Annotated in this window: 19 protein-coding genes; 7 read left to right on the top strand and 12 right to left on the bottom strand. The window is 60.8% G+C overall.

All coding sequences use genetic code 11. The annotated features are described in order from the left end of the window. Window positions 1–236 precede the first annotated feature (236 nt). From KVG85_RS09940 to gloB, 9 genes are all read right to left on the bottom strand, one after another. Entirely contained in the window at window positions 237–3,359 is a 3,123-nt protein-coding gene (locus tag KVG85_RS09940) for a hypothetical protein (RefSeq protein ID WP_217863726.1), read from the bottom strand. A 150-nt stretch (window positions 3,360–3,509) separates the two neighbouring features. Continuing rightward, window positions 3,510–4,304 (bottom strand): enoyl-ACP reductase FabI, encoded by a 795-nt coding sequence (gene fabI / locus KVG85_RS09935; protein WP_003202751.1) that lies wholly within the window; start codon window positions 4,302–4,304, stop codon window positions 3,510–3,512. A 19-nt stretch (window positions 4,305–4,323) separates the two neighbouring features. After that, window positions 4,324–5,934: an ABC transporter ATP-binding protein gene (locus KVG85_RS09930; RefSeq protein WP_056784662.1), complete on the bottom strand. Its 1,611-nt coding sequence runs from the start codon at window positions 5,932–5,934 to the stop codon at window positions 4,324–4,326. Between the two features lies 1 nt (window position 5,935). Continuing rightward, a complete protein-coding gene (locus tag KVG85_RS09925; RefSeq protein ID WP_016774153.1) occupies window positions 5,936–6,955 on the bottom strand; it encodes an ABC transporter permease in 1,020 nt (339 codons plus the stop codon). A gap of 1 nt (window position 6,956) precedes the next feature. Then, window positions 6,957–8,030 (bottom strand): microcin C ABC transporter permease YejB, encoded by a 1,074-nt coding sequence (locus tag KVG85_RS09920; RefSeq protein ID WP_016774154.1) that lies wholly within the window; start codon window positions 8,028–8,030, stop codon window positions 6,957–6,959. A gap of 4 nt (window positions 8,031–8,034) precedes the next feature. Continuing rightward, window positions 8,035–9,876, bottom strand: a complete 1,842-nt coding sequence (locus tag KVG85_RS09915) for an extracellular solute-binding protein (RefSeq protein ID WP_217863725.1) — start codon at window positions 9,874–9,876, stop codon at window positions 8,035–8,037. Continuing rightward, the gene (locus KVG85_RS09910) at window positions 9,873–11,705 is read right to left on the bottom strand and encodes an extracellular solute-binding protein (protein ID WP_217863724.1); all 1,833 of its coding nucleotides are present in this window, start codon (window positions 11,703–11,705) and stop codon (window positions 9,873–9,875) included. Before KVG85_RS09910 ends, KVG85_RS09915 begins: the two co-directional genes overlap by 4 nt. A 334-nt stretch (window positions 11,706–12,039) precedes the next feature. Further along, window positions 12,040–13,503, bottom strand: a complete 1,464-nt coding sequence (locus tag KVG85_RS09905; protein ID WP_041480626.1) for a transglycosylase SLT domain-containing protein — start codon at window positions 13,501–13,503, stop codon at window positions 12,040–12,042. Between the two features lie 99 nt (window positions 13,504–13,602). Continuing rightward, the gene (gene gloB, locus KVG85_RS09900; protein WP_038862030.1) at window positions 13,603–14,370 is read right to left on the bottom strand and encodes a hydroxyacylglutathione hydrolase; all 768 of its coding nucleotides are present in this window, start codon (window positions 14,368–14,370) and stop codon (window positions 13,603–13,605) included. 66 nt (window positions 14,371–14,436) lie between these two features. Between gloB and KVG85_RS09895 the strand changes: the two genes are divergently transcribed. From KVG85_RS09895 to KVG85_RS09875, 5 genes are all read left to right on the top strand, one after another. After that, complete coding sequence (locus KVG85_RS09895) at window positions 14,437–15,195, top strand: class I SAM-dependent methyltransferase (protein WP_041480625.1); 759 nt, start codon at window positions 14,437–14,439, stop codon at window positions 15,193–15,195. A 90-nt stretch (window positions 15,196–15,285) separates the two neighbouring features. After that, window positions 15,286–15,756 carry a ribonuclease HI gene (gene rnhA / locus KVG85_RS09890; RefSeq protein WP_007910572.1) on the top strand — a complete coding sequence of 157 codons (471 nt, stop codon included), beginning with the start codon at window positions 15,286–15,288 and terminating at the stop codon, window positions 15,754–15,756. 203 nt (window positions 15,757–15,959) lie between these two features. After that, window positions 15,960–16,718: a DNA polymerase III subunit epsilon gene (dnaQ, locus tag KVG85_RS09885; RefSeq protein ID WP_041480624.1), complete on the top strand. Its 759-nt coding sequence runs from the start codon at window positions 15,960–15,962 to the stop codon at window positions 16,716–16,718. A gap of 115 nt (window positions 16,719–16,833) precedes the next feature. Beyond that, window positions 16,834–17,001, top strand: a complete 168-nt coding sequence (locus tag KVG85_RS09880) for a hypothetical protein (RefSeq protein WP_217863723.1) — start codon at window positions 16,834–16,836, stop codon at window positions 16,999–17,001. Between the two features lie 14 nt (window positions 17,002–17,015). Beyond that, window positions 17,016–17,630 carry a GNAT family N-acetyltransferase gene (locus tag KVG85_RS09875; protein WP_217863722.1) on the top strand — a complete coding sequence of 205 codons (615 nt, stop codon included), beginning with the start codon at window positions 17,016–17,018 and terminating at the stop codon, window positions 17,628–17,630. Here the strand turns inward: KVG85_RS09875 and KVG85_RS09870 are convergent. Together KVG85_RS09870 and KVG85_RS09865 are read right to left on the bottom strand one after the other, a co-directional pair. Then, window positions 17,596–18,489: a LysR substrate-binding domain-containing protein gene (locus KVG85_RS09870; RefSeq protein ID WP_217863721.1), complete on the bottom strand. Its 894-nt coding sequence runs from the start codon at window positions 18,487–18,489 to the stop codon at window positions 17,596–17,598. The two genes, KVG85_RS09875 and KVG85_RS09870, sit on opposite strands and share 35 nt — an antisense overlap. A gap of 85 nt (window positions 18,490–18,574) precedes the next feature. After that, a complete protein-coding gene (locus tag KVG85_RS09865; RefSeq protein ID WP_016774209.1) occupies window positions 18,575–18,805 on the bottom strand; it encodes a hypothetical protein in 231 nt (76 codons plus the stop codon). Window positions 18,806–18,988: 183 nt separating this feature from the next. Here KVG85_RS09865 and KVG85_RS09860 point away from each other — a divergent pair, with 183 nt between their 5' ends. Both KVG85_RS09860 and KVG85_RS09855 read left to right on the top strand, forming a co-directional pair. Next, window positions 18,989–19,546, top strand: a complete 558-nt coding sequence (locus KVG85_RS09860) for an NADPH-dependent FMN reductase (protein ID WP_039763234.1) — start codon at window positions 18,989–18,991, stop codon at window positions 19,544–19,546. A gap of 149 nt (window positions 19,547–19,695) precedes the next feature. Beyond that, entirely contained in the window at window positions 19,696–20,979 is a 1,284-nt protein-coding gene (locus KVG85_RS09855) for an arsenic transporter (RefSeq protein WP_016774211.1), read from the top strand. A 115-nt stretch (window positions 20,980–21,094) separates the two neighbouring features. Here KVG85_RS09855 and KVG85_RS09850 read toward each other — a convergent pair whose 3' ends face one another. Further along, on the bottom strand, window positions 21,095–22,045 hold the full coding sequence (locus KVG85_RS09850; protein WP_217863720.1) for a DUF1853 family protein: 951 nt from the start codon (window positions 22,043–22,045) through the stop codon (window positions 21,095–21,097). Window positions 22,046–22,093: the final 48 nt, after the last annotated feature.

Raw genomic sequence — 22,093 nt, 5'->3', positions numbered from 1 at the left:
CCGGCATCATCGTTGGCGAGCCAGTTCCCACAGACTCCCTTGAATACCGTGGGAGCGGGCTTGCCCGCGATGGCGGTGGGTCAGGCAATTGATGCTGGCTGATCCAATGTGTTCGCGAGCAGACTCGCTCCCACAGGTTTCGATGGCGCGGAGGATTTTTCAGTTCAGCACCATCTCTGTGGGAGCGAGCCTGCTCGCGAAGGCGTCAGCCGATTCATCGCCGGATTCGTCAGTGCTCAGCGCTTGGGCGGGCTCAGCTTCTGGTAAAACGCCAGCCATTTCTCATGACTGGCAGCGGCATCCTCGAGTTCGGGCGCGCGCAATGCGTCTTGCAGCGCTTTCGCTTCACAAGCATCGAACAGATGCCGGACAGCGGTGCTGGCAATGGCGTTGACTGTGTTGGAGGCGAAAGTATCGGGCACGGCGGCGCGCTCCTGTTGCGCCAGGGGAACGCCCTCAATATCGAGGCGAGTAATGAACGCCTTGCAGGTGGCGTTCAAGCGAGGCTGGGAGCCGTGCCTATAAGCTTCGGCATCGAGGGGCAGCGTTTTCGCCCCTTCTTTCGCCGCCGATGGTTTGAGCAATGCAAGGTCGATATCGCGACGCAGCACCACTTCATTCCTGCTGGTGAAAATCTCGAAGACTCTGGCTGGCCGCCCACGCAGCAGCGCCAATATGCCGAATGGCGCAGTGCTGGCGTCCGCCAGTTTGTCCGTGGCTGCCGATACTGGCCGCAGGGCGAGCAGTTCCAGTTTGTGGTCTTCGAGGTCGATTCGTTGCGCGAACGGCAAGCGACAGAACGCGTCCTTGAGCAATGCGATATGTGCGTCCTTCATTTGCCGCAGGCGTGCGCTCAGTGCCGCTTGGAAGCAGGTCGCCACATTGTGCAGTCTGGGCAACGAGGCAAGCATGGGTGCCAGTTGCAACTGCGCATTGCTCGATTGCCATCCCGCCAGGTTTCCTGTCAGCTTGCCGGCGACATGCAGATCGCTCAGCGAGTAATGCGCTGCTGGGGTCTGCGCGTTGGCGTCTGCGATAAACAGCGCCTTTTCCGTGAGGTAGGGGGAATCGCTGAACACCGTGCGCAGATCGGCCAGGGCGACTGTGACGGGAGTGGGCGGTGCCGAGAAGAACGCCCGGCGAGAAAAATCGTTCAACAGGCGATTGTGATTGCGGAACAGGACATCGGCCTGCTTCAGCGTGGCGGCGTCATAAACCGTCACCGGGAATTCGGCGTTGCGCTGGATCAGCCCTCTTGCAACCGCCCAGTCGACGACCAGTGAGGCACACGAATCCTCGCGCAGGAATTTGTAGAAGTCCATGGGGGCCGGGCCTTTTGTCAGTTGGCTCAGTTGCTCATAGCTCAACAGGCGTGCCACACCGGGCAACAGGCTTTCCATATACAGCACAACCTGCTTCAGCTTTACCCAGCGCGAACAACTCATGTAACACAGTGATGGCGGAATATGCCGGGTCAGAAACTCCGGCGCTATACCGGACAACAACAGATGGGTTGCCAACGTCTTGTTTTTTACCGATGCAAGAGCGGGCTGCCGATCGATGAAGCGGCGTACCTCGTCATAGCTGTCGCCCCAAAAATCACGACCCTCCAGACGTTGCTCGACAATACGGTTCAAATCCTCACCCGCGTTCGGCTCCAAACCGAGAATCAGTGCAGCGAGCAACAGGCGGTCGCGATTGGTGCTCAGCAGGCGTTTCTCCTTGGCCGGAGCTCCCAGGTTCTTCACCAGCAGATTGCCCAGCGTTTGCGCGCGCGGTGTGATCAGGATACGGCTGATCAGGTAGTCGGCTTTTGCCTTGAGCGTTTTGAGCGGCAGATCGGTATCGACTCCTTCACTCAGGTAGTCGATCAACGGCGGCGAGCCTTCGGGTAAAAAGGTCTGGGTGGTGTCGATGATGCTTTGACGCTGTTGCGCCGTGAACCGCACGGTTTGTGTCCAGGGCTGACCTAGCAGATACCAGTGATTCATATGCCCGGCGCGAGTGTGCAGATTGATCCTGAACCATTTCGCCAGCGTGATGGCTTGCTCGACAGTGTTCGGCAAGAGCAGTTTGTAGAAGCGCAACATTTGCCCAAGCGTGACTTTGCCGCTCGAGCGCAGTGCCCCGCCAGCTTTGCGTGCCTTGGCCTTGACCTGGTCGCGAAAAAGTTTCAGATCAGCCTGTTTTTCCACTTGCGCTGTCAGGGTGACCCAGCCTTTTGCGCTGGCGGTACCGACATGGCCGGATTCGGTGATGAGCAATTGACTGTCGGCGGGCAGACCGTGCTGGCGCAGAATGGCTTGGAAATCCTCATCGGCGCTGAGTGTCTGCAGTTGACGCTGGCCATGCTTCATCCGTCCCGCCAGCGCAGAATCCGGATGGGGATCGCTGATTTCCTCGTAATCGATTTTGGCCTTGGGCGCCTTGTTCCAGCTCAGCGCTTCAAGGCGTCGCACGATGTGCCGGATATCTTCCAGACCGCCAAACTCTTCACGATAACTGCGGATGGGTTCGCCGGTTTGTACGTAATCGCTGACGTAGGGCAGCTCAGGCCAGCTTTGCCGGCGCAGGCGTTGCGCAAGTGCCTTGGCCTCGCGAGCATCCAGCGGCAACGCGAATTCATAACGGCCCAGAAGTTCGCCCAGTTTGAGCCGCGGCCCTCTGACCGGTGCCGAAACAGAGGACGAAGTGAGCGTTACCGGCGAGTCCAGAAAGCCTCGCTGCTCGAAGGGATCGCTCGCCAGCAAGAGCTCATCGATTCGATCGGCGATCGCCCGAAAGTCTTCCAGTTGCGCGTTGCGTTCCTTCACCACCGCCGAAGTGCTATGGCCGTTTTCATCGATGGCAGCCAGACCGGTTTTCTTCAACTCGGCGACGATGACTCGCGCCTGAATCTGGTTTTGCGGTTCCGGGTAACCGTAGAACGCCAGCACCGCTTGCCGGGGAAAGCGATACAGCGGGTTGGCGGATTTACCGCCGATATAGGGCAGGCCTGACCCGGCGGGGTCGATGCGCTGGGAGATCGACAGCAGCATCGGTGCCATCTGCCACCAGCCTGAATCATCTTCCAGCGTGAAGAGGCGAATGCCAGTGGTGCCGTTCGACGGAATCTGCGCTTGCAGGGTGTCGCCCTTGATCTGCAAGGTGTCCAGATCGATGTGAAAACGGCTGGCCCAGTCGAGAAATTCGGGGCGCTCGAGGGCAGTCCAGTAAAGCTCCATCCATTCGCGCAGCAGGCACGGACGGGGCACCTCCAGCGTACGCGCCGGTCCGGCGGCGCTGACCACCGGTACGGCAGTCAATTCCGCGATGAGGTTCTGGATCAATGTCTGTTCATGTACCGGTGTGTCGTTCATCTGCGCCTCCCTGGCGGCTGATAAGCATCGAGCGCCGAGTATCAAAGGCAGGGCAGGGTAGGTGGCGGTACATATGTAGTGCGGCAACCGTTCTGCAGGCATAAAAAAACCCGCCGGATCCGGCGGGTTTTTCTATTGGCTACAGGAAGATCACTCTTCGATGTTGCCCATCGCGGTGGTGTTGAAGCCGCCGTCGACGTACATGATTTCACCGCTGATGCCCGACGCCAGGTCGGAGCACAGGAAGGCGCCGGCGTTGCCGACTTCTTCGATGGTGACGTTGCGGCGCAGCGGAGTCTGCGCTTCGTTGGCAGCCAGCATCTTGCGGAAGTTCTTGATGCCGGAAGCGGCCAGGGTGCGGATCGGGCCAGCCGATACGCAGTTGACGCGGGTACCGTCCGGACCGAGGGAACCGGCCAGGTAACGGACGCCGGCTTCCAGCGAAGCCTTGGCCATGCCCATCACGTTGTAGTTCGGCATGGTGCGCTCGGCGCCCAGGTACGACAGGGTCAGCAGGCTGCCGTTGCGGCCTTTCATCATCTCGCGACCGGCCTTGGCCAGGGCCACGAAGCTGTAGGCGCTGATGTCGTGAGCGATGCGGAAACCTTCACGGGTAGTGGCTTCGGTGAAGTCGCCGTCCAGTTGGTCGCCCGGGGCGAAGCCGACGGAGTGCACAATGCAGTCCAGACCGTCCCACTTCTTGCTCAGTTCTTCGAAGACCTTGGCGATTTCTTCATCGCTGGCCACGTCGCACGGGAAGCACAGCTCAGGGCTCGAACCCCAGCCCTGTGCGAACTCTTCGACGCGACCCTTGAGTTTGTCGTTCTGATAAGTGAAGGCAAGCTCAGCGCCCTCGCGATGCATGGCGGCGGCGATGCCGGATGCGATGGACAGCTTGCTGGCGACACCGACGATCAGTACGCGCTTACCGGCGAGAAAACCCATGTGTTGCTCCTCTTTCAGGTTATTGCGCAGTGGCTGGTGCCAGAAAAGCGGCTTCCAGCAACTGCTGTGTATACGGATGTTGGGGGGCGGCAAAAATACTTTGCGCGTCTCCCTGTTCGACCACTTGGCCATGCTTGACCACCATCAGCTGGTGGCTCAGCGCTTTGACGACAGCCAGGTCATGGCTGATGAACAAATACGTCAGGTTGTACTTGGCTTGCAGTGAACGCAACAGCTCCACTACTTGCCGCTGCACCGTGCGGTCGAGCGCCGAAGTCGGCTCGTCCAGCAGGATCAGCGCCGGTTTCAGCACCAGGGCCCGGGCAATGGCGATTCGCTGCCGTTGCCCACCGGAAAATTCGTGGGGATAGCGGTGCCGGGTTTCCGGATCCAGACCTACCTCCTTCAATGCCGCAATGATCGCCGCTTCCTGTTCGGCTGCGGTGCCCATCTTGTGTATGCGCAGGCCTTCGCCAACGATGTCATTGACGCACATGCGCGGGCTCAGGCTGCCAAACGGGTCCTGAAACACCACCTGCATCTCCCGCCGCAACGGGCGAACCTCGCTCTGCGTCAGGCAGTCTAGCTGCTTGCCTTCAAAGCGGATCGCGCCTTTGCTGCCGATCAGCCGCAAAATCGCCAGACCGAGGGTGGATTTGCCGGAACCGCTTTCGCCGACGATCCCCAGGGTCTGACCCTGCGGCAGGCTGAAATTGATGCCGTCCACTGCCTTGACGTAATCCACCGTGCGCTTGAGCAGGCCTTTCTTGATCGGGAACCAGACTTTGAGGTCCTCGACTTCGAGCAGCGGCGCGCCGATTTCATTGCTCGCCGGGCCGCCGCTGGGCTCCGCGCCGAGCAATTCCCGAGTGTACGGATGCTGCGGCGAACGGAACAGCTCTGCGCACGATGCCTGTTCGACGATGCAACCGCGCTGCATGACACATACGCGATGCGCAATTCTTCGCACCAGGTTCAAATCGTGACTGATCAGTAACAGCGACATGCCCAATCGAGCCTGAAGATCCTTGAGCAAATCGAGGATTTTCAGCTGAACGGTCACGTCCAGCGCGGTGGTCGGTTCGTCGGCAATCAGCAATTCCGGCTCGTTGGCCAGGGCCATGGCAATCATCACCCGCTGGCGCTGGCCGCCGGACAATTCATGGGGCAGGGCCTTGAGACGCTTGTGCGGCTCGGGGATGCCGACCATCTCCAGCAGCTCCAAAGTGCGCTTGGTCGCGACTTTGCCGCTCAGGCCCTTGTGGATGCCGAGCACTTCGTTGATCTGCTTCTCGATCGAATGCAGCGGATTGAGCGAGGTCATCGGCTCCTGAAAGATCATCGCGATGCGGTTGCCACGGATGTGACGGATGGTCTTCTCGCTCAAATCCAGCAGGTTCTGCCCGGCGTAATTGATGCTGCCGGCCGGATGCCGTGCCATGGGGTAGGGCAGAAGGCGCAGGATTGAATGCGCCGTCACCGATTTGCCCGAGCCCGATTCACCGACCAGCGCCAGGGTTTCGCCGCGCTTGATGTCGAAGCTCACGCCCTCGACCACGCGGTGCACGCGCTCGCCGAAACCGAATTCGACGGCGAGGTCACGCACTTCGATCAGATTGTCCTGATTCATTTCACTTCCTCGGGTCGAAGGCATCGCGAGCGGACTCGCCGATAAACACCAGCAGGCTCAACATCAGCGCCAGCACGGCAAACGCGCTCATGCCCAGCCATGGCGCCTGCAGGTTGGATTTGCCTTGGGCAACCAGTTCGCCCAGCGACGGACTGCCGGCCGGCAAGCCGAAGCCGAGGAAGTCCAGCGCGGTCAGGGTGCCGATGGCGCCGGTGAGGATGAACGGCATGAAGGTCATGGTCGAGACCATGGCGTTGGGCAGGATGTGGCGGAACATGATCGCGCCGTTCTGCATGCCCAGCGCGCGGGCGGCGCGCACGTATTCCAGATTGCGCCCGCGCAGGAACTCGGCGCGCACCACATCGACCAGGCTCATCCACGAGAACAGCAGCATGATGCCCAGCAGCCACCAGAAATTCGGCTGGACGAAACTGGCGAGGATGATCAACAGATACAGCACCGGCAGCCCCGACCAGATCTCGAGAAAACGCTGCCCGGCCAGATCGACCCAGCCGCCATAAAAGCCCTGCAGCGCCCCGGCAATCACGCCGATGATCGAGCTCAGCACGGTCAGCGTCAGCGCAAACAACACGGAAATGCGGAAACCGTAGATCACCCGCGCCAACACGTCGCGGCCCTGATCGTCGGTGCCCAGCAGGTTGTCCGCCGAGGGTGGCGCCGGGGCCGGGACTTTCAGGTCGTAGTTGATGCTCTGGTAGCTGTAGGGGATCGGCGCCCACAGAATCCACGCGTCCTTGGCCTTGAGCAGCTCACGGATGTACGGACTCTTGTAGTTGGCTTCCAGCGGGAATTCGCCGCCGAACGCGGTTTCCGGGTAGCGCTTGATCGCCGGGAAATACCAGTTGTTGTCGTAATGCACGACCAGTGGCTTGTCGTTGGCAATCAGCTCGGCGCCCAGGCTGAGGCCGAACAGAATCAGAAACAGCCACAGCGACCACCAGCCACGCTTGTTGGCCTTGAACAGTTCGAAGCGCCGGCGGTTGAGAGGGGACAGGTTCATCTCAATGCTCCCGGCTGGCGAAGTCGATACGCGGATCGACAAAGGTGTAGGTCAGGTCGCCGATCAGTTTCACCACCAGCCCGAGCAGGGTGAAGATGAACAAGGTGCCGAACACCACCGGGTAATCGCGGTTGATCGCCGCTTCGAAACTCATCAGACCGAGGCCGTCGAGGGAGAAAATCACTTCCACCAGCAGGGAACCGGTGAAGAAAATGCCGATGAACGCCGAAGGAAAACCGGCAATCACCAGCAGCATGGCATTGCGGAATACATGCCCGTAGAGCACGCGATGGCGGGTCAGGCCCTTGGCTTTGGCGGTGACCACGTACTGTTTGTTGATCTCGTCGAGAAAGCTGTTTTTTGTCAGCAGAGTCATGGTCGCGAAGTTGCCGATCACCAGCGCCGTCACTGGCAATGCCAGGTGCCAGAAGTAATCGAGGATCTTGCCGCCCAGGCTCAGCTCATCAAAGTTGTTCGAAGTCAGCCCGCGCAGGGGGAACCAGTCCAGATAACTGCCGCCGGCAAATACCACGATCAGCAGGATCGCAAACAGGAACGCCGGGATCGCATAGCCGACGATGATCGCCGAACTGGTCCAGACATCGAAGTGGCTGCCGTGCCGCGTGGCCTTGGCGATGCCCAGCGGGATCGACACCAGGTACATGATCAGCGTGCTCCACAGCCCCAGCGAGATCGACACCGGCATCTTTTCCTTGATCAGGTCGATGACCTTGGCGTCGCGGAAGAAACTGTCGCCGAAATCCAGCTGCGCGTAGTTCTTGACCATGATCCACAGACGTTCCGGGGCCGATTTGTCGAACCCGTACATGTGCTCGATTTCCTTGATCAGCGCCGGGTCCAGCCCCTGCGCACCACGGTAGGACGAACCGGCCACCGCCACTTCGGCACCGCCGCCGGCAATCCGGCTGGTGGCGCCTTCGAAACCTTCGAGCTTGGCGATCATCTGCTCGACCGGCCCGCCGGGCGCGGCCTGGATGATCACGAAGTTGATCAGCAGGATGCCGAACAGGGTCGGGATGATCAGCAGCAGTCGCCGAAAGATATACGCCAGCATCTGATTACTCCGTGCCCGCAGGGTCGGCTTGCAGTTGGGTTTCGACTTCTACGGCAGGCTTGGTGTCAGGCTTGACCCACCAGGTGTTGATGCCGATGTCGTACTTGGGCGAGGTTTTCGGGTGGCCGATGTGGTTCCAGTAGGCCACGCGCCAGCTCTTGATGTGCCAGTTGGGCACCACGTAGTAGCCCCATTGCAGTACGCGATCCAGCGCGCGGGCGTGGGCCACCAGACTTTTGCGCGAGTCGGCGTTGATCAGGCTCTCCACCAGTTGGTCAACGGTCGGGTCTTTCAGGCCCATGCTGTTGCGGCTGCTCGGTTTGTCGGCGGCGGCGCTCATCCAGTATTCGCGCTGCTCGTTGCCCGGCGAATTGGACTGGGGAAAGCTGCCGACCATCATGTCGAAATCCCGCGAGCGCACGCGGTTGATGTACTGCGAGACGTCGACGCGGCGGATCACCAGATCGATGCCGAGGTCGCTGAGGTTGCGCTTGAACGGCAGCAGCACCCGTTCGAATTCGGTCTGGGCGAGGAGGAATTCGATCACCACTGGTTTGCCGGTGGCGTCGACCATTTTGTCGTCGACAATCTTCCAGCCAGCCTCTTGCAGCAGTTGATAGGCCTCGCGCTGCTGGGTGCGGATCATGCCGCTGGCGTCGGTCTTGGGATTTTCGAAGGCTTCGCTGAATACCTGAGCCGGCAGTTTGCTGCGGAATGGTTCGAGGATCTTCCGTTGCTCGGCGTCGGGCAGGCCGGTGGCGGCCATTTCAGAGTTTTCGAAGTAGCTGCGAGTGCGCACGTAGGCGCCGTTGAACAATTGCTTGTTGGTCCATTCGAAGTCGAACAGCAGCCCGAGAGCCTGACGCACGCGCACATCCTGGAACACCGGGCGGCGCAGGTTGAAGACGAAGCCCTGCATGCCGGTCGGGTTGCTGTTGGGGATCAGTTCCTTGATCAAACGGCCCTCGGTGACCGCCGGAACGTTATAGGCGCTGGCCCAGTTCTTCGCGGTCATTTCCAGCCAATAATCGAACTGCCCGGCCTTCAGCGCTTCGAGGGCGACGGTGTTGTCGCGGTAATAGTCGGTGGTCATCGTGTCGAAGTTGTAGAAGCCACGGTTGACCGGCAAGTCCTTGCCCCAGTAATCCTTGACCCGCTCGTAACGTACCGAACGGCCGGCCTTCACTTGGGTGACCTTGTACGGGCCGCTGCCCAGCGGGATTTCCAGATTGCCCTTGTTGAAGTCGCGACTGGCCCACCAGTGTTTCGGCAGGACCGGCAACTGGCCGAGGATCAGCGGCAGCTCGCGGTTGTTGCTGTGCTTGAACTTGAACAGCACTTTCAGCGGGTCTTCGGCGATGGCTTCGGCGACGTCGTTGTAGTAGCCGCGAAACATCGGCGAGCCTTCCTTGGTCAACGTCTCGAAGCTGAACACCACGTCTTCGGCGCGCACCGGGTGGCCGTCGTGGAAGCGCGCTTCCGGGCGCAGGTAGAAGCGTACCCAACTGTTGTCGTCGGCTTTCTCGATCTTGCTGGCAATCAGGCCGTACTCGGTGAACGGCTCGTCGAGGCTGTGTTTGGTCAGGGTGTCGTAGATCTGCCCGATGTCATCGGCGGGCACGCCTTTGTTGATGAACGGGTTGAGGCTGTCGAAGCCACCGAAGCCGGCCTGACGAAACACGCCGCCCTTGGGCGCATCAGGGTTCACGTAGTCGAAATGCTTGAAATCAGCCGGGTATTTCGGTGGCTCGTTGTACAGGGTCACGGCGTGTTGCGGGGCGGCCCAGGCCAGCCCGGCGAACAGCAAGCCGCTGGCCTGCACAAGCAGGGTGCGAACAGCGTTCATCGATCTTTCTCCGAAGACTTCAGCCACCATGCGCTCAGGCCCAGGGTGTAGGGCGGCGTGGTGACAAAGGCCAACCGGTTGCGGTAGGCCAGACGGTGATAATTGAGATACCAGTTGGGAATGCTGTAGTGCTGCCAGAGCAGCACGCGGTCGAGCGCCTTGCCGGCGGCGACCTGCTCGTCGCGGGTGCGCGCGGCGAGCAATTGTTCGAGCAGGTGATCGACCACCGGGTTGGCGATGCCCGCGTAATTCTTGCTGCCCTTGACGTTTACCTGGCTGGAGTGGAAGTACTGCCACTGCTCAAGGCCCGGGCTCAGGGTCTGGCCGAGGGTCATCGAGATCATGTCGAAATCGAATTGGTCGAGGCGCTGTTTGTACTGGGCGCGATCGACGGTACGCAGGCGCGCGTCGATGCCGATGCTGTTGAGATTCTCGATGTACGGCTGATAAAGCCGCTCCAGGCTCGGATTGACCAGCAGCAATTCGAAACGCAGCGGCTGGCCGTCTTTGTCTTGCAGGCGCTGGCCATGGAGCTTCCAACCGGCCTCGGCGAGCAGGGCGAGGGCTTTACGCATGGTCTCGCGCGGGATGCCACGGCCGTCGGTTTTCGGCAGGGTGAACGGCTCGGTGAACAGCCGGGCTGGCAACTGCTCCTTGTAAGGCTTGAGCATCAGCCATTCATGGCCGACCGGCAGGCCGGACGCAGTGAATTCGCTGTTGGGGTAGTAACTGCTCGTGCGCTTATAGGCATCGCTGAACAGCGCACGGTTGGTCCACTCGAAATCGAACATCAGGCCCAACGCTTCGCGCGTCCTGACATCGGCGAAGGTCGCGCGGCGGCTGTTCATGAACAGGCCCTGAGTCTGGGTCGGGATCTGATGCGGGATCTGCACCTTGATCACTTCGCCACGACGTACAGCAGGGAAGTTGTAACCGTTGACCCAGTTCTTCGCCTGATGCTCGATGTAGATGTCGAACTCACCGGCCTTGAACGCTTCGAAGGCGACATCGCTGTCGCGGTAGAACTCGACTTCCATGCGATCGAAATTGTACTTGCCGCGATTGACCGGCAGGTCCTTGCCCCAATAATCCTTGACCCGCTCGAAAATCAGCTGCCGACCCGGCGTGACCGAGGTGATGCGGTACGGCCCGCTGCCCAGCGGCGGTTCGAAGGTGGTGGCTTTGAAGTCGCGGTCTTTCCAGTAATGCTGCGGCAGTACCGGCAATTCGCCCAGGCGCAGGATCAGCAGCGGATTGCCCGAGCGCTTGAACACGAAACGAATGCGCTGCTTGTTGAGGATGTCGACCCGCAGCACTTCCTGCAGGGCCGTGCGATACAGCGGATGACCGTCCTTGAGCAGCGTTCGATAGGAGAATGCCACGTCGTAGGCGGTCATCGGCGCGCCGTCGTGAAAGCGCGCTTCGGGGCGCAAATTGAAGACGACCCAGCTGCGATCTTCGCTGTACTCCACCGATTGTGCGATCAACCCGTAACTGGACGCGGGTTCGTCGCCGGACGGCGAATACTGCCCGGTACCGACCATCAGCGGCTCGTTGAGCTCGTTGATGCCGTACTGGAGAAAATTGGCGGTGGTGACCGGGCTGGTGCCCTTGAAGGTATACGGATTGACCGTATCGAAGGTGCCGAACGCCATCACCCGCAACGTACCGCCCTTGGGCGCTTGCGGGTTGACCCAGTCGAAGTGGGTAAATCTGGCCGGGTACTTGAGCGTGCCGAACTGCGCATAACCATGACTTTCGGTAATCGTCGCGCTTGCGGGTGAGCTCAAGGCCAGGCTGATCAGGAGCAGGGAGAGGGCACGCTTCAAGTCAGATCCGATCCAGCGGCTTGGGCTTTGTGGGCCGTACAGTAACAGCTTGTCTGGACAGGAAAAAGATGCGGGTTAATGCCGGGTTAATCGTTTGCGCGAAGAGCCCCTCACCCTAACCCTCTCCCGGAGGGAGAGGGGGCTGATCGTGGTGTCTGGGCGAATTGCACCGACGTGCGATACCGAGTCGAAGTCAGTTTCTGAAAAGCCCCCGATCGGCTCCCTTTCTCCCTCTCCCCCTTGGGGGAGAGGGCTGGGGTGAGGGGGATGGATCTAAAGCACACCACAAAAACTTCATCCAAAAAAAGCCCCTGAAACATCAGGGGCCCTTCTGTCAGTGCGGCTGATAGACCGTGAGCATCTGCCCAGGCTTGAGTGCCTTGCCCGCACCCGGGTTCCAGCGCTTGAGATGTTGCATCTCGACGTTGAAGCGCTTGGCCACTACATACAGGGTGTCGCCACGCTTGACCTTGTACTGGGTCTGCTGCTTGCTCTCGTCCTTGCCTTTGGTCTTGGTATTCGCCGCGACCACGGTGTTGACCCGGCCGGACTTGCGCGCCGGGGCACGCTTGGTGTTGTCCTGCATGACCAGGGTCTGGCCGACCTTGAGGTTCTTGCCGGTCAGCTTGTTCCAGCGCTGCAGATCCTTGACTTCGACCTTGTTGGCCTTGGCGATGGAGCCGAGGTTGTCGCCACGCTTGACCCGATAAGCACGTTTGAGCTGCGCCACTTCCGACGGATCGGCGCCTTCGAACACTGGTTTCAGCGAGCGCGGGCTGATCAGTTCGTCCGGGCGCATGGTCTGCAGACTCGCGGTCAGCAGTTGCGCCTTGGATGTCGGCACCAGCAGATGCTGCGGGCCGTCGATGGTGGTGCGCTGTTTGAACGCCGGGTTGAGCTGGAACAGTTCGTCTTCGTCGATGTTGGCCACTGCAGCGACCTTGGACAGGTCCATGCGCTGGTTGATTTCGACGACCTGGAAGTACGGTTCGTTGGCGATCGGATTGAGGTTGACGCCGTAGGCTTCCGGCGCCAGTACCACTTGCGACAGCGCCAGCAACTTCGGCACATAGGCCTGGGTTTCCGCCGGCAGCGGCAGGTTCCAGTAGTCGGTGGGCAGGCCAAGCTTTTCGTTGCGTTCGATCGCGCGGCTGACCGTACCTTCACCGGCGTTGTAGGCCGCCAGAGCCAGCAGCCAGTCGCCGTTGAACATGTCGTGCAGGCGGGTCAGGTAATCCATCGCTGCCGTGGTCGAAGCGGTGATGTCGCGACGGCCGTCGTAGAAACGCGTCTGGCGCAGGTTGAAGTAGCGCCCGGTGGACGGAATGAATTGCCACAGGCCCACCGCATCGGCGCGGGAGTAGGCCATCGGGTTGTAGGCGCTCTCGATCACCGGCAGCAGGGCCAGTTCCAGCGGCATATTGCGCTCTTCGAGGCGTTCGACGATGTAATGAATGTAGAGGCTGCCGCGTTCGCCGGCATTCTCGAGAAAAGAGGGATTACTGGCGAACCACAGGCGTTGTTGCTCGATGCGCGGATTGACGCCAAGGCCTTCCTGCAACTGGAAGCCCTGGCGCATGCGTTCCCAGATGTCCTGGGGCGCCACGGGAGTGGGCTTCTCGGTCAGCCAGATCGGCTTCTGCTTGGCTCGCGCAGCAATGTTCGGCGTGTGCGTCGCTTCAGTCTGCGGAGCGTGGCTGGAGCAACCCGCCAGCGTGGCGGACACAGCCACCGCGATGGCTTGCGCCAGGCGGGTCAAAGCATCTGAATTGACGGACTTACGTATGGATGACGACATTGGCTGGAAGTAAGTTCCGGGCAAAAATGTCGGGCGATTCTAGAAAGCACACCCCCTGCGGTCAACCATTGAGAATTTTTGTCCCGGCCGGCGCGCTTGTCAGAACTTGTCTTTCCATGCCCGCAGAGCCGCAAATACCTCGCTCGGCTCCCGGTTTTGAGCGCCTTCCCGTTCGTCCACTTTTTGTGTAACCAATGTTTCAGAAGTGCGTAAAAACGGATTGGTAAGCTTTTCCAGGGCCAGAGTCGACGGCAATGTCATCACGCCGTTCTGCCGTTGCTGCGTGACCTTTTCCAGACGGGCGGCGACTTCCGGATTGCCCGGCTCGACGGCGGCGGCAAATTTCAGATTGCTCAAGGTGTATTCGTGGGTGCAGTAAACCAGCGTATCTTCCGGCAGGGCCGCAAGACGGCTGAGCGAGTGGTACATCTGCTCGGGTGTGCCTTCGAACAACCGGCCGCAACCGGCGGCGAACAGGGTGTCGCCGCAGAACAGCAGGCCATGGTGGTAATAGGCGATGTGCCCCAGGGTGTGACCGGGCACCGCGTAGACGTCGAAGTCCCAGCCGAGCACGCTGACGCTGTCGTTGTCCTTGAGCGCTACGTCACGCGCCGGAATGCTTTCACTGGCCGGGCCGTAGACCTTGGCGCCGGTCGCGGCTTTCAGGCGCTCGACACCGCCGACGTGGTCGTGGTGATGGTGGGTGATCAGAATATCGCTGAGCACCCAGCCCGGATGCGCATCGAGCCACGCCTGCACCGGGGCGGCGTCGCCCGGATCGACCACCGCACAGCGCTGGGTCTGGTGATCCTGTAACAACCAGATGTAGTTGTCGGTGAACGCGGGCAGGGCACTGATCTGTATCATCGTCGGAATTCGCCAAGCGGAAAACATTGGCGCATCTTAGTAGTTCCTGGCGCGTTGGAGAATGACATGACCGATAAAGCGTTCGCTCAGGCCGATCCCGACTGGCTGGCATTGATCAGCGCCGCCCGCGAATGGCTGTCGGGGCCGCTCGGGCAATTTCTGCTGGATGAAGAGCGGCGCATGCTCGACGACGAGCTCGGGCGCTTCTTTGGCGGTTATCTGGTGCATTACGGCCCGTCCGCCGAAACCCCGCCGGCCGCGCCGCAAGTGCAGCGCAACGTGCGTCTCGGCGCGCCGTTGCCCGGGGTCGAGATCGTTTGCGAAGAGCAGGCCTGGCCGTTGAGCGAGCACGCCGCCGACGTGGTGGTGATGCAGCATGGCCTGGATTTCTGCCTGTCGCCCCACGGTTTGCTGCGTGAAGCGGCGAGCAGCGTGCGCCCCGGCGGGCATCTGCTGATCATCGGCATCAACCCCTGGAGCACTTGGGGGCTGCGGCATTTCTTCGCCAATGATGCCCTGCGCAAGGCGCGCTGCATCTCCCCGTCGCGGGTCGCCGACTGGCTCAATCTGCTGGGCTTTGCGCTGGAGAAACGCCGCTTCGGGTGCTATCGTCCGCCGCTCGCGTCGCCCAAGTGGCAGAACCGTCTGGCCGGCTGGGAACGCAAGGCCGGTGACTGGCAGCTGTCCGGCGGTGGCTTCTATCTGCTGGTGGCGCGCAAGATCGTGGTGGGGCTCAGGCCGTTGCGCCAGGAACGCCGCGAGCCGATGGGCAAGCTGATTCCGCTGCCGATGGCCAAGGTCAACCGCCGCCGCATCGAACCGTAAATCTTCTTTTATTTGTGGCCGGGCTTGTCCCGGCCGCGGTCATTGTCGATCCGTGATTGGCAGGACAGGCATTTTTCTGGAAAGACTGGCATGAGCGAAAGCGTGGAAAGCGTCGACACCGTAGAACTGTTCACCGACGGTGCCTGCAAGGGCAACCCCGGCCCCGGCGGCTGGGGCGCGCTGCTGGTGTGCAAGGGCGTCGAAAAGGAACTGTGGGGCGGCGAGGCCAACACCACCAACAACCGCATGGAGCTGCTCGGCGCGATCCGCGGCCTCGAAGCGCTCAAGCGTCCCTGCGAAGTGCTGCTGGTCACCGACTCGCAATACGTGATGAAAGGCATCAACGAGTGGATGGCCAACTGGAAGAAGCGCGGCTGGAAAACCGCCGCGAAAGAGCCGGTGAAGAATGCCGACCTGTGGAAAGAGCTGGACGAGCAGGTCAACCGCCACAAAGTCACCTGGAAATGGGTGCGCGGGCACATTGGCCATCACGGTAACGAGCGGGCTGACCAACTGGCCAACCGTGGAGTGGATGAAGTTCGCGGTTACAAGCAGAGCTGATTTCGCTTTCTAACCGTGGCGTGGCCATTCGCGAGCAGGCTCGCTCCCACAGGGAAATGTATTCCAGGCCTTGAATTGGAATGCATTCCAATGTGGGAGCGAGCCTGCTCGCGAAGGGCTCGCCACGGTCTGACTGAAACACCCGGCCGAGCGTGTTAACATCCGCGCCTTTGCCCGATTGACCCGTTGAGAGCTGAGCACTGATGGCCACCAGATCCGTTGTACTCGATACCGAAACCACCGGCATGCCGGTGACCGATGGTCACCGGATCATTGAAATCGGTTGCGTCGAACTGATCGGTCGGCGCCTGACGGGCCGGCATTTCCACGTTTACCTGCAACCGGATCGCGAAAGCGACGAAGGTGCGATCGGTGTGCACGGCATCACCAACGAATTCCTCGTCGGCAAACCGCGCTTTGCCGAAGTCGCCGACGAGTTCTTCGAGTTCATCCAGGGCGCGCAGCTGATCATCCACAACGCGGCGTTCGACGTTGGCTTCATCAACAACGAATTCGCCTTGATGGGCCAGCACGATCGCGCTGACATCACCCAGCATTGCACGATCCTCGACACCCTGATGATGGCCCGGGAACGTCACCCGGGGCAGCGCAACAGCCTCGACGCGTTGTGCAAACGTTACGGCGTCGACAACTCCGGCCGTGAGCTGCACGGCGCTTTGCTCGACTCGGAGATTCTCGCCGACGTCTATCTGACCATGACCGGCGGCCAGACCAGCCTGTCGCTGGCCGGCAACGCCTCCGACGGCAATGGCACGGGCGAGGGTGCCGACAACTCGGCTACCGAAATCCGCCGCCTGCCGGTCGATCGTCAGCCAGCACGCATCATCCGGGCGACCGAAGAAGAGCTGGCGGCGCATCTGGTGCGGCTGGAAATCATCGCCAAATCGGCGGGTGCGCCGGCGTTGTGGACGCAGATTGCCGAGGCTGATGCGCAGGTCTGAAAGGTCTAAAAATCAAGATTAAAAGATCGCAGCCTTCGGCAGCTCCTACAGGATTGCATTCCATAGTAGGGACCAGGAAGGCAGCGATTTTTTGCGTTTGGCGACATGGAGCCAAGTGGCCACTCTCGCCACATTCGTCGCAACCCTCTACCCTGAGTGCACTGGTCAGGTGCAAATCTGCCGCCTCAGGACACTGAGCCCCATGTACAAAGAGTTGAAATTTGCGCTGGCAATCATCCATCGCGACAGCAAGGTCGACAGCGTCGGCTGCGTCAAGGAATGAGGACTTTTCCCAGTATGCAACCGGTCATGAATCCGAAATACCCAGGGTTGTCGGTGCGAGTCGCCGACGAAGGCTTTGCGCCGTATATCTGGGGCAGTGACTTCAGTTTCGAGGTCGCCGCCTACGGTGCTGCCGTGATCGGCAAACCTGTCGAGCAATGGCCGGTGACGCCGATCGTGCCGTACCGCAAGTGCTACGGCATCGACCCGGAAGAATTCAGCGCCTTTCACAATGCCCCCGACAGTGCGATTTTCATGGCGTACCTGGACGACGAGCCGGTCGGTCACCTGGTGATCAGCACCAACTGGAACGGCTTTGCCCACATCGATGAACTGGCGGTGCATGCCCCGGCCCGCCGCCACGGCGTGGCCAAAGCGTTGCTCGATGTTGCGCAGTTCTGGAGTCGCAAGAAAAAGCTGCCGGGCATCATGCTCGAAACCCAGAACAACAACCTCGGCGCCTGTCGGCTGTATGAGCGCTGCGGTTACGTGATTGGCGGCATCGATCACCTGCGCTATCGCGGCATCGATCCGCATACCGCCGAAGTCGCGTTGTTCTGGTATCGCCTGTTTGATAATCCGCTGGAAAAACCAATCAGCTCGACAACATCGCCTCGGCTTGTTCCGTGATGATCGCCAGCAGCGCTTGAATCGCCGCTGGCGGTGCGGCGTGCTTGAAGGCCAGGGCGTAGAGGCTGATCGGTATCGCCGGTGATAGTGGGCACACATCCAGCCCACTGGTGCGCGCGCCCAAAGCGGTGAAGGGGTCGACGATGGCCAGGCCTTCGCCGGCCTCGACCATGCTGCGCATCATCTGATGGGTCTGCACGCGGGTCTGAATGCTCGGTGCCGGGCGCAAGGCCTGAAGTTTGTTTTCCAGTGCCGGGCTCAGCGGATCCTGACCTTCGAGACCGACCATGGCCTGACCGGCAAGATCTGCCACGGAAATGTATTTCTGTTTCGGTTGCAGCCAGCCGTGCGGCGCGAGCAATTGCAGCTTGCCCTGGGCCAGCGGCTGGCAGTGGATATCGGGATGTTCGGGATCGTGCAGGCTCAGGCCCAGATCGCTTTCGCGTAGTAACAGGCTGCGGACGATGTCGCGAGTCGGTGCGCTGAGCAGGCTGCAAGGTGCATCCGGCAAACGGCGGCGCAGGGCTGCCAGGCTTTGCGGCAACAGGTGTTGGGCCAGCGGCGCGGTACCGATGATGCGCAAGGGCAGGGCGAGGTATTGTTTGAGACTGCTGGCCAGACGCTGCACTGGCTCAAGCGCTTCATAGACGTGCGCGATTTCCACCTGCAGGGCGCGCGCTTCAGGGGTCGATTGCAGGCGCCCGCGAACGCTGGCGAACAGCATGAACCCCAGTTGACTCTCGGCTTCGCGCAAACGCTCTTCGACTTCGGTCACCGGCAGTTGCAGCCATTCGGCGGCGGTGCCCAGGTGACCGGTCTGCAAGAGCGCCTGAATCACTTCGATGTGGCGTAAACGCATGCGTGAAGTCCATGTTCAGCAGGTGGGGTCAGACGCTGAATCCTACCCCAAGTCTGCACGCATGACTTCTGCTCATAACGCAGGGTTATTGAGCGACGGTTGGCTCGGGTTCGCGGATCAGGGTAATGCCTGATTGAACCAGGAGAAATTCGCTGTCACTGACCTTGTTGACCCGATCGCCAATGGCCAGTCGGTAAATGGGCTCCGAGCCAGTGGATCCGTCTGCAGACGGGTTCGATTCCTGGAATTCATGCACGGAATAAACGCGGCCTTCCGCATCTCTTGCATGAAACTGACCGACGAGTACTGCTGCCATCTGCTTAGAACCTCTGGAGATAAAACGCTTGATTTGCGGCTTTGTAGACCGTCACCAAGCTCGGTAAGTTTTCTTACGGGAAAAAAATATTCCTCACGCAGGAAAAACCACTGACCACTGGTGAAAGCGTCACTGGATCATCTATAACTAGCGACTCTTCCCACGGACCATCGAGAGTCTTCCATGAGCAATGTCTACAACGTCGCCGTAGTGGTCGGTAGCCTGCGCAAAGCTTCGATCAATCGCAAAGTCGCACTGGCCCTCGCCGAACTGGCACCGGCCAATCTCAAGCTGGAGATTGTCGAAATCGGTGAACTGCCGCTGTACAACGAAGACATCGACGGCGATTCACCGCCCGCAGCCTACAGCACTTTCCGTCAGAAAGTGGCGTCATCCGACGCGGTGCTGTTTGTTACCCCCGAGTACAACCGCTCGATTCCGGCACCGTTGAAGAACGCCATCGACGTCGGCTCCCGCCCCTATGGCCAGAGCGCTTGGAGCGGCAAACCCGGTGCGGTGATCAGCGTATCGCCAGGCGCCATCGGTGGCTTCGGCGCCAACCAGCACCTGCGCCAGACCTTTGTTTTCCTCGATATCCATTGCCTGCAACAGCCGGAAGCGTATCTGGGCGGTGCGGGCAACGCGTTTGATGAAGCGGGCAAGCTGAGCGACTCGGTGAAACCGTTCCTGCAGAAATTCATCGATGCGTACGGCCAGTTCGTCGAGCAACACAAGAAATAAACTCACCGAAACTTACTGTGGGAGCGAGCCTGCTCGCGAAGGCGGACTGTCAGATAACAATTTCACGTCTGACAGTCCGATTTCGCGAGCAGGCTCGCTCCCACATTTGTTCGATTTCCACCCGTTTCGCTATTTGAAGGCTTCTGCGAATGCTCGCTGCGTCACTGATTTTCCTGCTGACCATCACCCTCGTCATCTGGCAACCCAAGGGGCTCGGCGTCGGCTGGAGTGCAACGCTAGGCGCCGTGCTGGCATTGATTTTTGGCGTCGTTCACCTCACGGACATCCCACTGGTCTGGCAGATCATCTGGAATGCGACCGGCACCTTCGTCGCGCTGATCATCATCAGCCTGTTGCTCGACGAGGCTGGCTTTTTCAATTGGGCAGCGCTGCACGTGGCGCGTTGGGGGCGGGGCAGTGGGCGCAAACTGTTTGCCTTCATGGTGCTGCTCGGCGCGCTGGTCTCGGCGCTGTTCGCCAATGACGGCGCGGCGCTGATTCTCACGCCGATCGTGATTTCGATGCTGCTGGCACTGCGCTTTTCACCGGCGGCGACGCTGGCTTTCGTCATGGGCGCCGGGTTCATTGCCGACACGGCGAGCCTGCCGCTGGTGGTATCGAACCTGGTCAACATCGTTTCGGCGGACTTCTTCCACATCGGCTTCAACCGCTATGCAGCGGTGATGGTGCCGGTGAACTTCGTCAGCGTGGCGGCGACGCTGGGCATGTTGCTGTGGTTTTTCCGCCGCGACATCCCGGCGGCGTACGATCCTGCACAACTGGAAAACCCGCAAACCGCGATCCACGACAAGGCCACGTTCTATGCCGGTTGGGCGGTGCTGGTGATCCTGTTGATTGGCTGCTTCGCCCTCGAACCGCTGGGCATACCAATCAGCGCGATTTCCGCCGTGTGCGCCGCGCTGCTGCTGGGCATCGCCGCGCGGGGCCACAAAATCTCCACGCGCAAAGTGATGAAAGAGGCGCCGTGGCAGATCGTGATTTTCTCGCTGGGCATGTACCTGGTGGTGTACGGCCTGCGCAACGCCGGGCTCACCGGTTACCTCGCCGGATGGCTGGACGTGTTCGCCGGCCACGGCGTGTGGGGCGCGGCCATGGGCACCGGGGTGCTGACGGCGCTGCTGTCGTCGATCATGAACAACTTGCCAACCGTACTGATCGGCTTGCTGTCGATTGACGCCAGTCAGGCCAGCGGCGTGATCAAGGAAGCGATGATCTACGCCAACGTGATCGGCAGCGACCTGGGGCCGAAGATCACTCCGATCGGCAGTCTGGCGACCTTGTTGTGGTTGCATGTGCTGGAGCGCAAGGGCATCCACATCGGCTGGGGCTATTACTTCCGCGTCGGGATTGTGCTGACGGTGCCGGTGTTGCTGGTGACGTTGGCGGCGTTGGCGGTGCGGTTATCCCTATAGACCGAGTTGCTCTTTTCGCGAGCAGGCTCGCTCCCACAGGGATCGCATTCCACATTTGAAATGCATTCTCTGTGGGAGCGAGCCTGCTCGCGAATTGGGTCAGACACCACAAATCTCAGGTTTGACCGGGGACATTCGGCCAAAGATCCGCCACCAGAAACAACCGCTCCGCCTCTTCCCATTCGCCCTGGGCATTCTCGGTCAGGCGCACCATCAACTGCGCCGGGGCCAGTGCTGGCAGGTCTTCGAGCCACAAGCGCAGATGCTCATCTGTCCAGACCTGATCCGCCGGGTAATGCGCCGGCGCCAGCCAGGCGTGGCGGGGCAGGGGTTGCCAGCGGCCCGACGGGCGTTGGGCGACAAACGCCGGCCAGTCCTTCTGATGCAGCCAACTGCCACGCAGATGTTGCGGATGCGCGCCGTGCGGTGAGTCGGCCTGCCCGGGCCACGGATACAGCAGATAACCGCCCAGCCACAGCTGCGCGCTGAAGGTTTCGATATCCAGCGCCGCGAGCACTTCGCGGCTTTCCGGGCGCGCCGAGATCGGCAATTGATGCTCGGCCAGATGCGCCAGTTTGCGATCCAGCCGGTCATGACAACCCGGCCCCAGCCACTGCGCGGGATCGCGGCCATCGCCATCCTGCGGGCCAAGGTAGAGCTTGATCGCCAGTTCCAGATGGTGCACGCCGTCGCGGTCACGCAGCAGCATGTCCAGCTCGCCGAGGGTGTGCCCGGCGCGGCGGATTGGCAGGTTGGCGGCGATCAGTTCGATGCCCGGCGCATGCGAGACGGCGAACTGCCACAGGCGCTCGTAATACAGACCCAGACGCCGGGTGCGCGCCTGCGCCAGCCATTGCAGCAGGCCGTAACTGTCGTGGTCGAGCTGGCGCAGCCAGTGTTCCAGGCGCTGCGAGTCTTGTACCCAGTCGCTGCCGGCGAGCGGATGGCGCTGCGGCCATGGCGTGGCGGCGAGCATCGGCGGGGCGAGGATCACCCACGCCAGGTCCCGCACTTCGGGATGGCGTAACTGATGGGGCAACTGCAACAAATCGGGAAACAGGATCATCTTGCGAGCATAGCCTTAAACCTGAGCGCACCCTTGAGGCTGAAAGGA

Source organism: Pseudomonas triticicola, from assembly GCF_019145375.1.
GTDB lineage: Bacteria > Pseudomonadota > Gammaproteobacteria > Pseudomonadales > Pseudomonadaceae > Aquipseudomonas > Aquipseudomonas triticicola.
The sequence above is the reverse complement of the archived record's forward strand: the minus strand, read 5'-3'. Positions and strand labels throughout refer to the sequence as shown.